At 68.4% G+C, this 12,690-nt stretch carries 11 protein-coding genes; 7 read left to right on the forward strand and 4 right to left on the reverse strand.

Annotated elements, in window-relative coordinates; translation table 11 throughout:
* The first annotated feature begins 48 nt into the window (after positions 1-48).
* Positions 49-1,080: an LLM class F420-dependent oxidoreductase gene (locus tag MSZK_RS24475; protein ID WP_099251126.1), complete on the forward strand. Its 1,032-nt coding sequence runs from the start codon at positions 49-51 to the stop codon at positions 1,078-1,080.
* A gap of 55 nt (positions 1,081-1,135) precedes the next feature.
* On the opposite strand, the gene MSZK_RS24480 is transcribed toward MSZK_RS24475, so the two are convergent.
* A complete protein-coding gene (locus MSZK_RS24480; protein ID WP_199203469.1) occupies positions 1,136-1,855 on the reverse strand; it encodes an acetoacetate decarboxylase family protein in 720 nt (239 codons plus the stop codon).
* Between the two features lie 57 nt (positions 1,856-1,912).
* On the opposite strand from MSZK_RS24480, the gene MSZK_RS24485 reads away from it, so the two are divergent.
* Together MSZK_RS24485 and MSZK_RS24490 are read left to right on the forward strand one after the other, a co-directional pair.
* Positions 1,913-3,124 carry a cytochrome P450 gene (locus MSZK_RS24485; protein ID WP_099251127.1) on the forward strand — a complete coding sequence of 404 codons (1,212 nt, stop codon included), beginning with the start codon at positions 1,913-1,915 and terminating at the stop codon, positions 3,122-3,124.
* Positions 3,125-3,302: 178 nt separating this feature from the next.
* The gene (locus tag MSZK_RS24490; protein ID WP_233211500.1) at positions 3,303-3,983 is read left to right on the forward strand and encodes a cutinase family protein; all 681 of its coding nucleotides are present in this window, start codon (positions 3,303-3,305) and stop codon (positions 3,981-3,983) included.
* On the opposite strand, the gene MSZK_RS24495 is transcribed toward MSZK_RS24490, so the two are convergent.
* The gene (locus MSZK_RS24495) at positions 3,980-4,780 is read right to left on the reverse strand and encodes a crotonase/enoyl-CoA hydratase family protein (RefSeq protein WP_099251129.1); all 801 of its coding nucleotides are present in this window, start codon (positions 4,778-4,780) and stop codon (positions 3,980-3,982) included. The genes MSZK_RS24490 and MSZK_RS24495 overlap by 4 nt on opposite strands.
* Positions 4,781-4,840: 60 nt before the next feature.
* On the opposite strand from MSZK_RS24495, the gene MSZK_RS24500 reads away from it, so the two are divergent.
* From MSZK_RS24500 to MSZK_RS24515, 4 genes are read left to right on the forward strand one after another with little or no spacing between them, the layout of a single operon-like run.
* Complete coding sequence (locus MSZK_RS24500) at positions 4,841-6,502, forward strand: acyl-CoA synthetase (protein WP_199203470.1); 1,662 nt, start codon at positions 4,841-4,843, stop codon at positions 6,500-6,502.
* Positions 6,502-7,623, forward strand: a complete 1,122-nt coding sequence (locus MSZK_RS24505) for a nitronate monooxygenase family protein (protein WP_099251131.1) — start codon at positions 6,502-6,504, stop codon at positions 7,621-7,623. Before MSZK_RS24500 ends, MSZK_RS24505 begins: the two co-directional genes overlap by 1 nt.
* A 28-nt stretch (positions 7,624-7,651) precedes the next feature.
* The gene (locus tag MSZK_RS24510) at positions 7,652-8,479 is read left to right on the forward strand and encodes an amidohydrolase family protein (RefSeq protein ID WP_099251132.1); all 828 of its coding nucleotides are present in this window, start codon (positions 7,652-7,654) and stop codon (positions 8,477-8,479) included.
* On the forward strand, positions 8,476-10,032 hold the full coding sequence (locus tag MSZK_RS24515) for an acetolactate synthase large subunit (RefSeq protein WP_099251133.1): 1,557 nt from the start codon (positions 8,476-8,478) through the stop codon (positions 10,030-10,032). Before MSZK_RS24510 ends, MSZK_RS24515 begins: the two co-directional genes overlap by 4 nt.
* A gap of 11 nt (positions 10,033-10,043) precedes the next feature.
* Here MSZK_RS24515 and fadD17 read toward each other — a convergent pair whose 3' ends face one another.
* Entirely contained in the window at positions 10,044-11,576 is a 1,533-nt protein-coding gene (fadD17, locus tag MSZK_RS24520; RefSeq protein ID WP_099251134.1) for a long-chain-fatty-acid--CoA ligase FadD17, read from the reverse strand.
* A gap of 8 nt (positions 11,577-11,584) precedes the next feature.
* Positions 11,585-12,682: an acyl-CoA dehydrogenase family protein gene (locus tag MSZK_RS24525; protein WP_099251135.1), complete on the reverse strand. Its 1,098-nt coding sequence runs from the start codon at positions 12,680-12,682 to the stop codon at positions 11,585-11,587.
* Positions 12,683-12,690: the final 8 nt, after the last annotated feature.

Consider the following 12,690-nt stretch of genomic DNA (forward strand, 5'->3'; position numbering starts at 1 on the left):
TCTAAGAATCGTGGCAAGGACCGTGTCCCGGACAGAAAGGCGGCACCGATGAAGCTAGGTCTGCAACTCGGATACTGGAGCGCACAACCCCCCACCAACCACGCGGAATTGGTGGCGACGGCCGAGGAGGCCGGCTTCGACACGGTGTTCACCGCCGAGGCGTGGGGTTCGGATGCGTTCACGCCGTTGGCCTGGTGGGGCCGCGAAACCACCCGGATGAGGCTGGGCACCTCGGTGGTCCAGCTCTCGGCGCGCACGCCCACGGCGTGCGCGATGGCGTCGCTGACGCTGGATCATCTGTCCGGCGGCCGGCACATCCTCGGTCTGGGTGTGTCGGGCCCGCAGGTGGTCGAGGGCTGGTACGGGGCTCGCTTCCCCAAGCCGCTGGCCCGCACCCGCGAGTACATCGACATCATCCGCCAGGTCTGGGCCCGCGAGGCCCCAGTGACCAGCGCAGGCCCGCACTACCCGCTGCCGCTGTCGGGGGAGGGCACCACCGGTCTGGGCAAGCCGCTCAAGCCGATCGTGCATCCGCTGCGCGCCGACATCCCGATCATGCTCGGTGCCGAGGGCCCCAAGAATGTCGCGCTGGCCGCCGAGATCTGCGACGGCTGGCTGCCGATCTTCTACTCCCCGCGGCTGGCGCCGATGTACAACGAGTGGCTCGACGAAGGGTTCGCCCGGCCCGGTGCCCGGCGCAGCCGCGAGGACTTCGAGATCTGCGCGACCGCCCAGGTGGTGGTCACCGATGACCGGGCCTCGATCATGGATCTGATCAAGCCGCACCTGGCGCTCTACATGGGCGGAATGGGCGCCGAGGACACCAACTTCCACGCCGACGTCTACCGGCGGATGGGCTACGCCGACGTCGTCGACGAGGTCACCCGGCTGTTCCGCTCAGACCGCAAGGACGAAGCGGCCAAGGCGGTTCCCGACGAACTGGTCGACGACTCCGCGATCGTCGGCGACATCGATTACGTCCGCAAGCAGATCGTCGCCTGGGAAGCCGCCGGCGTCACCATGATGGTGATCGGCGCCCGCACCCCCGAACAGATCCGCGAGGCCGCAGCCCTGTTGTAGACACTTCTTGCGAGTTGTCTAGCCAGGGCTCTAGATTGACCGGATGACGTTGCGCTTAGCGCAGGATGTGGGCGTCGCCGAACGTCATCTCGACATTGGCGACCGAGCCCGACACCATCGCGCGCTTGGGCAGACCGAGGGTGGCCAGTTCTTTGGCGTACGGGTGGTCGCCCAGGCGCAGGGTGGCGCCGCCCGGCCGGAAGCGCACCCCGCAGTTGCGCATCTCCCAGGGCACCTCGCGGGTGGTGCCGTCGGAGAACGTGTAGGTCTTGAGGACCTGGCTACGCGGCCGCAGCGACGGCAATGGCAGGCCGCGGCGGAATTCCATTCCGGCGATCAAGGATCCGCCCTCACTGACGTCGAAGGTGAACGGATTGGCGTCGCGCACGGTGAACTCGGCCATGATCTTGGGGAAGCCCCAGATGGTGCGCCCGGCCTCCAGGGTGAACGCCTGGTCCACCGGCAGGTGATGGATGAACGCCGCCGCGTCGCCGAGAGCCCGCAGTCCGCGGGCATCCGAACCCGGCGGATTGACCATCACGCAGGTGCCGAATTCGTGGTACTTGCCCAGGTCGCCGTCGATGTAGCGGGCGAGCATCAGCGTCACCACCGCACGGCCCGGCCGGAACTGGCAGACCTGCAATCCGCTGTAGTCGATCAGGCGCTGCGCGGCGTCGGCCGGAACCGAAAACATCGCGGTGTGCACGTCGGCCTTGCGAATTCGCACCGGCATGGTGAGCACCGTGCCGGCGATGGTGTGCTGCGAATCAGACATGCGGCCACTGTAATCCGCTTTGACACCTTGCGGGGACCGAAGTATGGAGGGAAATAGATGACAGGCACACTGGCCCCGGCCAAGCCGAATGTTGATCTGACTGACGGCAATTTCTATGCCGATGGCGCCGCGCGCGACGCCTATCGCTGGATGCGGGCCAATGAGCCGGTGTTTCGCGATCGCAACGGATTGGCGGCCGCCACCACCTATCAGGCGGTGATCGAGGCCGAACGTGACCCCGAGACGTTCTCCAACACCGGCGGCATCCGGCCCGACCAGCCCGGCATGCCCTACATGATCGATATGGACGATCCCGGACATCTGTTGCGCCGCAAGCTCGTTAACGCGGGCTTCACCCGCAAGCGGGTGATGGACAAGGTCGCCGGCATCGACACCCTGTGCGACACACTGATCGACGCGGTCTGCGAACGAGGCGAGTGCGACTTCGTCCGCGACATCGCCGCCCCGCTGCCGATGGCCGTCATCGGCGACATGCTCGGTGTGCTGCCCGAGGAGCGCTCGACGCTGTTGAAGTGGTCCGATGACTTGGTGTGCGGGCTGAACTCGGCCGCCGACGCCGAAACCCTGCAGGCTGTCATGGATGCCTTCGCCGGCTACTCCGCCTACGCCACCGAGACCATCGCCAAGCGCCGGGCCGAACCGACCGATGATCTGTTCTCGATCCTGGTGAACTCCGAGGTCGAGGGCCAGCGGATGGCGGACGACGAGATCATCTTCGAGACCCTGCTGATTCTCATCGGTGGGGACGAGACCACCCGGCACACCTTGTCGGGTGGCACCGAACAGCTTGTGCGCCATCGGGATCAGTGGCAGCAGCTGGTTGCCGATCCGAACCTGATACCCGGCGCGATCGAGGAGATGCTGCGCTGGACCTCGCCGGTGAAGAACATGGCCCGCACCGCCATGCGCGACGTCGAGTTCCACGGCACCGAGCTGCGTGCGGGCGAGAAGATGCTGCTGATGTTCGAGGCGGCGAACTTCGACGAGTCGGTGTTCGGTGATCCGGAGAACTTCCGCATCGACCGGAATCCGAACAGCCACCTGGCTTTCGGCTTCGGCACACATTTCTGTCTCGGTAACCAACTGGCCCGTCTCGAGCTGACCACGATGGTCCGCAAGATTCTCGAGCGGCTGCCCGACCTGCGGCTGGCCGACGAGAACGCCCTGCCGCTGCGGCCGGCGAACTTTGTCAGCGGTCTGGAGGCAATGCCGGTGGTGTTCACCCCGTCGGCGCCTGTGCTGGCCTAGTTGGCCGCCGCCCACACGCTCCGTTGTTTGGGCGGCGCCACTTTCGGGAACCACGACCCCACTCCCCGGGCATCGCGGTGTGGCGTGCCCGGGGCAACACCGTCACGAGCTGTGGGGCGACATGAACGTCATCGAATCCGACCGAGCCCGATACCTGCGCAGGCTGTTCTGCGCCGCAATGCTGAGCGTCACGTCCGTCGTGCTCGCTCCGGCGGGCATCCCGACCGCGGCAGCGCAACCGTGTCCCGATGTCGAGGTGGTGTTCGCGCGCGGGACGTTCGAGCCGCCGGGCGTCGGCGGCATCGGGCAGGCGTTCACCGACCAGCTGCGGGCCGAGCCCGAGCTCGGTGGCAAATCGGTCGACGTCTACCCGGTGAACTACCCGGCCTCGCTGAACTTCTCGACCGCGGCCGACGGGGTGATCGACGCCAGTAACCGGGTCCGCGACATGGCGGGTCGCTGCCCGGACACCAAGATGGTGCTCGGCGGCTACTCCCAGGGTGCGGCGGTGGTCGGCTACGTCACCGCCGACAAGATTCCGGACGGCTACGTCCCGCCGGACGGCATCACCGGGCCCATGCCGCCCGAGATCGCCAACCACGTCGCCGCCGTGGCGCTGTTCGGCAAACCGTCCAACGGCTTCCTGAACAGCATAGACCGCACCGCTCCACCGATCACCGTCGGTGACCTGTACGCGGCCAAGACCATCGACCAGTGCGTGCCCGACGACCCGATCTGTTCCACCACGGGCGGCGGCGACAACGGCGCCCACCAGGCGTACGCCGTCAACGGGATGACAGCCGAGGCCGCCGGGTTCGCCGCGCAGAAGGTCGCCGCGGCGCAGACGGCGGGCGGCTAGCGCATCTTCCAGACGGGGGCGCGCTTCTCCTTGAACGCCAGCGGGCCTTCCTTGGAGTCCTCGGAGAGAAACACCGGGATGCCGTTGGCGGTGTCGGGCTTGAACGCCTCGAGCTCGTGCATGCCCTCGGCCTCGCGAATGGTCTTGAGGATCGCCTGCACGGCGAGCGGGCCGTTGTTGTTGATGACCTCGGCGATCTCGAGGGCCTTCTGCAACGCGGTCCCGTCGGGAACCACATAGCCGATCAGCCCGTAGGACAGCGCCTCCGCGGCGGTGATGTGGCGTCCGGTGAGCAGCAGGTCGCAGGCGATGGTGTACGGGATCTGGCGAGGCAGTCGCACCGCGGAGCCGCCCATCGGGTACAGGCTCCACTTGGCCTCGGAGATGCCGAACTTCGCGCTCTCACCGGCCACCCGGATATCGGTGCCCTGCAGGATCTCGGTACCGCCCGCGATGGCCGGGCCCTCGACGGCCGCGATCAGTGGCTTGGTGAGCCGACGGCCCTTCAGCAGGCCCTCGATCTTCGTCGGGTCGAACGCGCCGCTCTTGAACGAATCGCCGGGAGGCGCCTTGGTCGCGTTCTTCAGGTCCATGCCCGCGCAGAAGTATCCGCCGGCACCGGTCAGAATGCAGGTCCGGATCTCGGGGTCCTCGTCGACGCGGTTCCACGCGTCGACCATGATCGAGAGCATCTCGGTAGACAGGGCGTTGCGCGCCTCGGGCCGGTTCAGCGTGACGATCAGCGTGTGTCCGCGCTGTTCAATGAGGGCGTCGGCTTGTTTTTCGGGCTCGCTCACGGGTATCTGCCTTCCAGCATCTTTGCCACAGACTTGTCAGGAAATGTAACACGTTCTAATTTGGGTGCCGTGGCCCTGAACATAGCCGATCTAGCCGAACACGCCATCGATGCCGTGCCCGACCGCGTTGCCTTCATCTGCGGCGAGGACCGAATCACTTTCGCCGAGTTGGAGGACAAGGCGAACCGGTTCGCCCACTACCTCCTCGACCACGGCGTCAAGAAGGACGACAAGGTCGGGCTGTACTGCCGAAATCGCATCGAGATCGTGATCGCGATGCTCGGCACGATCAAGGCCGGCGCGATCCTGGTCAACGTCAACTTCCGCTACGTCGAAGGCGAGTTGCGGTACCTGTTCGAGAACTCGGACATGGTCGCGCTGGTCCACGAGCGGCAGTACTCCGACCGCGTCGCCAACGTCCTGCCCGAAACCCCGGACGTCAAGACGATCCTCGTGATCGAGGACGGCAGCGACAAGGACTACCAGCGGTACGGCGGCGTCGAGTTCTACTCCGCACTCGCCGAGAGCTCACCCGAGCGTGACTTCGGCGAGCGCAGCGAGGACGACATCTACCTGCTCTACACCGGCGGCACCACCGGCTTCCCCAAGGGCGTGATGTGGCGCCACGAGGACATCTACCGGGTTCTGTTCGGCGGCACCGACTTCGCCACGGGTGAGTTCGTCAAGGACGAATACGACCTGTCCCGGGCGGCGGCCGAGAACCCGCCGATGGTCCGCTACGCGATCCCGCCGATGATCCACGGCGCGACCCAGTCGGCCACCTGGATGTCGATCTTCTCGGGCCAAACCACGGTGCTCTCACCCGAATTCGACGCCGACGAGGTCTGGCGCACCATCCACGAGCACAAGGTGAACCTGCTGTTCTTCACCGGTGACGCCATGGCGCGGCCACTGCTCGACGCGCTGCAGGCCGCCCTGGACAGTGGCAAGGAATACGACTTCTCGTCGCTGTTCCTGTTGGCCTCCACCGCGGCGCTGTTCTCCACCAGCCTCAAGGAGAAGTTGCTCGAGCTGCTGCCCAACCGGGTGATCACCGACTCGATCGGGTCCTCGGAGACCGGCTTCGGCGGCACCAGCATCGTGGCCAAGGGCGAGCACCACATGGGTGGTCCCCGGGTGAGCATCGACCACCGCACCGTCGTCCTCGACGAGGACGGCAACGAGGTCAAGCCCGGCTCCGGCGTGCGCGGTGTCATCGCCAAGAAGGGCAACATCCCGGTCGGCTACTACAAGGACGAGAAGAAGACCGCCGAGACGTTCCGGACCTACAACGGCGTGCGTTACGCGATTCCCGGCGACTACGCCGAGGTCGAGGCCGACGGCACCGTCACGATGCTGGGCCGCGGCTCGGTGTCGATCAACAGTGGCGGCGAGAAGATCTACCCCGAAGAGGTCGAGGCCGCGCTCAAGGGCCATCCTGACGTGTTCGACGCCCTGGTGGTCGGGGTGCCCGACCCGCGCTTCGGCAACCACGTGGCCGCCGTGGTCGCGCCCCGCAAGGGAGCACGGCCAACACTGTCCGAGCTGGATACGTTCGTGCGCAAGGAGATCGCCGGCTACAAGGTGCCTCGTAGCCTGTGGCTGGTCGACGAGGTCAAGCGCTCGCCGGCCGGCAAGCCGGACTACAGCTGGGCCAAGCAGCAGACCGAACTGCGCCCGGCCGACGAGGTGCACGCCAAGCACGCGGGTGCCGCCAGCTGATGCACACCGAATTGTGCGACCGGTTCGGCATCCAGTACCCGATCTTCGTCTTCACCCCGTCGGAGAAGGTGGCCGCCGCGGTCACCCGGGCCGGCGGCATGGGCGTGCTGGGCTGTGTGCGGTTCAACCATCCCGACGACCTGGAGGCCGTCCTGGCATGGATGGACGCCAACACCGACGGTAAGCCGTACGGCGTCGACGTGGTGATGCCGGCGAAGATCCCCACCGAGGGCACCGCCGTCGACATCGACAAGCTCGTGCCGCAGGCGCACCGGGATTTCGTCACCAAGACGCTGGCCGACCTCGGTGTGCCGCCGCTGCCCGAGGACGCCGCGCGCAATGAAGGCACGCTGGGCTGGCTGCATTCGATCGCGCGGTCCCACGTCGAAGTCGCGCTGCGCCATCCGATCAAGCTGATCGCCAACGCGCTCGGCTCGCCGCCCAAGGACGTCATCGATGAGGCGCACGCCGCCGGGGTGCCGGTGGCCGCGCTGGCCGGCTCGGCCAAGCATGCGCAGCGTCACGCCGACAACGGCGTGGACATCGTGATCGCCCAGGGCCACGAGGCCGGCGGGCACACCGGCGAGATCGGCTCGGTGGTGCTGTGGCCGGAGATCGTGGATGCGGTCTCCGACCGGGCCGCGGTGCTGGCCGCCGGCGGCATCGGGACCGGCAGGCAGGTCGCCGCCGCACTGGCGCTGGGCGCATCCGGGGTGTGGATGGGCTCGGCCTTCCTGACCGCCGAGGAATACGACCTCGGGGTGCGCAGCGGCGCCGGACCGTCGGTGATCCAAGAGGCGCTGTTGGCGGCGACATCGGCCGACACCGTGCGCCGGCGGATCTACTCCGGCAAGCCGGCGCGGATTCTCAAGAGCCGGTGGACCGACGCCTGGGACGCCGAGGGGGCGCCCGACCCGCTGCCGATGCCGTTGCAGAACGTCCTGGTCAGTGAGGCGCACCAACGCATGAGCGCCTCGGCCGATCCGACCACCGTCGCGATGCCGGTCGGCCAGATCGTGGGCCGGATGAACCAGATTCGGCCCGCCGCCGAGATCATCGCCGAGCTGGTCGAGGGCTTCGAGACCGCGACCCGGAAACTGGACACGATCCGCGACAGTTAGGTGTGCGGCGCGTCTACAGTCGAACGCGATGACGATCGACGTGTGGATGCAGCACCCGACGTCGCGGTTTCTGGCCAGCGACATCTTCGCCTCGCTACGCCGCTGGACGGGCGGGCAGATCCCGCAGGGCGAGCTTCCGCCGGCCGCGACGCTGGCCGCGATGGATGCCGCCGGCGTCGAGGTCGGCGTGCTGAGCGCATGGCGGGGACCACACGGCCAGGACCTGATCACCAATGACGAGGTCGCCGAGTGGGTTCGGCACCATCCCGGCCGGTTCGCGGCGTTGGCGAGCGTTGATCTGGACCGGCCGATGGACGCGGTGCGCGAGCTGCGCAGGCGAGTGCGCGACGACGGGTTCGTCGGACTGCGCGTGGTGCCGTGGCTGTGGGGAGCGCCGCCGACGGACCGCCGCTACTATCCGCTGTTCGCCGAATGCGTCGAACTCGGTGTGCCGTTCTGCACGCAGGTCGGGCACACCGGTCCGTTGCGGCCCTCGGAGACCGGCCGCCCGATTCCCTATATCGACGAGGTCGCGCTGGACTTTCCCGAACTGACGATCGTCTGCGGACATGTCGGCTACCCGTGGACCGAGGAGATGGTCGCGGTGTGCCGCAAGCACGAGAACGTCTACATCGACACCTCGGCCTATACCTCGCGGCGTCTACCGAAGGAGCTTGTGAGTTTTATGAAGACCGGCACCGGTGCCCGGAAAGTGTTGTTCGGCACCAACTATCCGATGATCGGGCACGCGCACGCGCTCGACGGACTCGACGAACTCGGGCTGCCCGAGCCGACCCGTCGCGCCTATCTGCACGACAACGCCGCGCGGGTGTTCACCAAGCTGGTGGCCGCGTGAACGGCGCCCAGTCTCTGATCACCACCCTGGTCGATCACGGTGTGCGGGTCTGTTTCGCCAACCCGGGGACGTCGGAGATGCACTTCGTCGCCGCCCTGGACACCGTGCCGCAGATGCGCGGCGTGCTGACCCTGTTCGAGGGCGTGGCCACCGGTGCCGCCGACGGTTACGCGCGGATCGCGGGGGAGCCGGCCGCGGTGCTGCTGCATCTGGGCCCCGGTCTGGGCAACGGACTGGCCAACCTGCACAACGCTCGCCGCGCCGTGGTGCCCATGCTGGTCGTGGTCGGCGACCACGCCACCTACCACAAGAAGTACGACGCTCCGCTGGAGTCCGACATCGACTCGGTGGCCACGACGGTGTCGGGCTGGCTGCGACGTACCCTCGCGGTCGCCGACGTCGCCGCCGACGCCGCCGAGGCGGTCGCCTCCGCGCGTGCCGAGCACCACATCGCCACGCTGATCCTGCCCGCCGACGTCTCCTGGGACGAGGGCGCATCCGCGGTCAGAGGCACTGCACCGCAACCGAATCCCGGTCAGCACGACGTCGGTGCTGTCGAGACCGCACTGCGCTCGGGCGAGCCGACGGTCATCATGGTCGGCGGTGACGCCACCCGCGAGGAGGGCCTGTCCGCGGCGGTCCGCCTGGCCCAGGCCTGCGGCGCAAAGGTGCTGTGCGAGACGTTCCCGACCCGGCTGCAGCGCGGCGCCGGGCTACCCGCCGTCGAGCGGCTGGCGTACTTCGCGGAGGCAGCCACCGCCCAGCTGACCGGCGCCCGGCACCTGGTGTTGGCCGGGGCGCCGCATCCGGTGTCCTTCTTCGCCTATCCCGGCAAGCCGAGTGATCTGGTCCCGGAAGGCGCTGCGGTGCACACCTTGTCCGGTCCCGTCGGCGCTGCGGCAGCGCTGGGCTTTCTGGCCGACCGGATCGCCCCGACCGAGGTTGCCGCCACCGCGGCGCCGACGCGGCCCGCGCTGCCGAGCGGGCCGCTGACCGTGGCGACCTCCGCCGACGTGATCGGTGCGCTGCTGCCCGAACGCGCCATCGTGGTCGACGAGTCGAACACGTCGGGATTCCTTCTGCCGCAGGCAACGGCCGGCGCTCCGGCGCACGACTGGCTCACCCTTACCGGTGGCGCGATCGGCTATGCGCTGCCGGTCTCGGTCGGTGCCGCGATCGCCGCCCCCGATCGTCCCGTGCTGTGCCTGGAGTCCGACGGCTCGGCGATGTACACCATCTCGGCGCTGTGGACACAGGCCCGTGAACACCTCGATGTCACCACGGTGGTGTACGCCAACCGTGCATACGACATCCTGCGGATCGAACTGCAGCGGGTGGGCGCCGAGGCAGCGGGGGAGCGGCCGGGGCCGAAAGCCGAGTCACTCCTCGACTTGACCAGTCCGACAATCGATTTCGTCCGCATCGCGAAAGGCATGGGTGTGCCCGCCCGCCGGGTGGGCACCGCCGAGGAACTCGCCGAGGCGCTGCGGTGGGCATTCGACGAGCCGGGACCGCATCTGATCGAGGCGGCCATGCCCTCGATAGCCGGCTGACCGGGGTAGCGCTAGCGGCAGATCTCGTAGACCGGATCGGCGCAGTCCAGTGCCTCGGCCGACAGGCGACGCTTGATGATCTTGAACGTCTCGGTGCGGGGCAGGGCGGAGCTCACCCGGACGAAGACCGGCCATTGCTTGGGGCCGAGATCGTCCTGGCCGGCCAGGAATTCCCGGAACCGGGCCGGGTCGAAGTCGGTGCCCTCCGGCATCACCAGCGCGGCCATCACCCGATCGCCGACCGCCGGGTCGGGGATGGCGTAGACGGCGGCCTCGGTGACGTCGGGGTAGCGCATCAGCACCCGCTCGATCGGCGCGGTGCCCAGGTTCTCGCCGTCGACGCGCATCCAGTCACCCAGCCGGCCGGCGAAGTGCACGTAGCCCGCCTCGTCCCGGTAGGCCAGGTCCCCGGAGTGGTAGACCCCGCCGGTCATCCGCTCGTTCTCGGCCTCCGGCGCGTTGTAGTAGCCGCGGAAATTGCCTGGGCCGGTGAGGTTTACCAGCTCGCCGACCACCCCGGGCGGGCACGGCTCCCCGGTGTCGACGTCGACGATCTCCAGGCCCTCCGGCAGCGGGCCCAGCGCCCCGTCCGGGGTGTCCGGGGTGCGGGCGATGTTGACCCCGCCCTCGGTGGATCCGAACCCGTCGACCACCGTCACGCCGAAACGCTCTGCGAACCGGTCGATGTCGCGCGGCGCCGCCTCGTTGCCGTACACGATGCGAAGCGGATTGTCGGCGTCGTCCGGGAGCGCCGGGGTGGCCAGGATGTAGGACATCGGCTTGCCGACATAATTGGCGTAGGTGGCGTGGAAGCGGCGGGTGTCGGGGATGAACTGTGAGGCGGAGAACTTGCGGCGCAACGCGATCGACGCTCCAGCCGCGACTGCCGGAGCCCAGCCCGCCATCACCGCGTTGGAATGGAACAGCGGCATCGACAGGTAGCAGGTGTCCTGCGGGCCCAGCCCGAATCGCTGGGCCAGCATCACCCCTGGAACGGCGACCTTCTCATGGGTGCACCGGACCGCCTTGGGGTCACCGCTGGTGCCCGAGGTGAAGATCAGCATGAACAGATCGTCGAACCGGCTGGGTGTGAACGTGATCGGCGCGCCGGCGTGCTGCGCCAGCTCGTCGGCCCACGCGCCGGTGCCCACGTCGATCACGGGGACGCCGTCGGGCGCGAAGCCGGCACCGTAGGTCTGCGGCCCGACCTCGTCACCGTCGGCGAGTACCAGTTGGCAGTCGGCCGTGGTGATGTCGCGGGCGAGCGCCTCGCCACGGCGGGTGGGGTTCAGCCCGACCGGAACCAGCCCGGACATCGCGGCGGCCACCAGCAGCGAGGAGAAGAACGGTGTGTTGCCCAGCAACACCCCGATGTGCGGCGGCTTGGCCGGATCCAACCTGACCTTCAGCGCCGCCGACAGCTCGGCGGCATCCTGAATGTGTTGACGCCAGGTCGAATACGAGCCGTCGTCGGCGTGGATCCCCCGATCGTCGACGTCGGCCAGCGGAACCAGCAGATCGGTGACGGTCGGCTCATCGCTCACGGAACCGGTCAAGCCGGTGTGTCGGCCAACTCGCGGCCGATCTGCCGCAGCTGCGCGGTCGCGCCGCCGAGGGCGAACTCGACCTGCTTGGCGGTCAAAAAGTACCGGTGCACCTGGTGGTCGACGTCGATGCCGACACCGCCGTGCACGTGCACCGTGGTGTGCGCCACCCGATGGCCCGCCTCGGCCGCCCAGAAGGCAGCGGTGGCCACCTCGACGTCGGCGGGCAGATCCTCCGACAGCCGCCATGAGGCCTGCACGAGCGCGAGTCCGAGCCCCTTGATCTCGATGTAGTCGTCGGCCAACCGTGCCGAGACGGCCTGGAAGCTGCCGATCGGGCGGTCGAACTGCTCACGGGTGCGGGCGTATTCCGCGGTCAGCTCGAGCGCGCGCTCGAGCACGCCGAGCTGGAACGCGGTGTACCCCAGCGTCTTGTGCGTGCTCAGCCAGGCCAGCACGTCGGTGTCGCCCACGACGCGGTCGGCACCGACCTCGACTCCGGCGAGCTCGAGTTCGCCCGCGCTGTTCTTGCCGGTGGTCAACAGCGGGGTCACCGACACACCGGCGTCGGCGGCAGCCACCAGGAAGACTTTGGTGCCGGAATCGGTCTCGGCGGGGACCAGGAACGCGTCGGCGACCGGGCCGAACGCGACCTGCGTGCGGCCGCCGGTCAGGCGGTAGCCGTCGCCGGCGGCAGTCGCCTGCACCGGGCCCTGGCCGAATTCGCCGTCGAGGGCGACGGTGAGGATCTTCTCGCCCGCCACCGCGGGGGCGGCCCACGCCTGCTGCAGGGCATCGGTGCCGAATCGGGCCAGCGCGCCGGCCCCGAGAACCACCGACTCCAGGTAGGGGACCGCGCTCAACTGGCGGCCCAGCGCGGTCAGAATCGCGGTCTGTTCCAGCACGCCGTACCCGCCGCCGCCGACCGACTCCGGTGCGGCCGTCGACAGGATGTCGGCGTCGATCAGCTTGCGCCACAACTCGGTGTCGAAACGCTGGTCGAGCCCGTCGAGCGCGCGCTGATGCTCAGGTGTGCACACCGCGTCGACGATGGTGCCGACCAGCCCCGAAAGGTCCTGCGATGCTTCTGTTCTGGTGAAATCCATGGTGGGGT

It is taken from the genome of Mycobacterium sp. shizuoka-1, from assembly GCF_002723835.1.
Lineage (GTDB): Bacteria > Actinomycetota > Actinomycetes > Mycobacteriales > Mycobacteriaceae > Mycobacterium.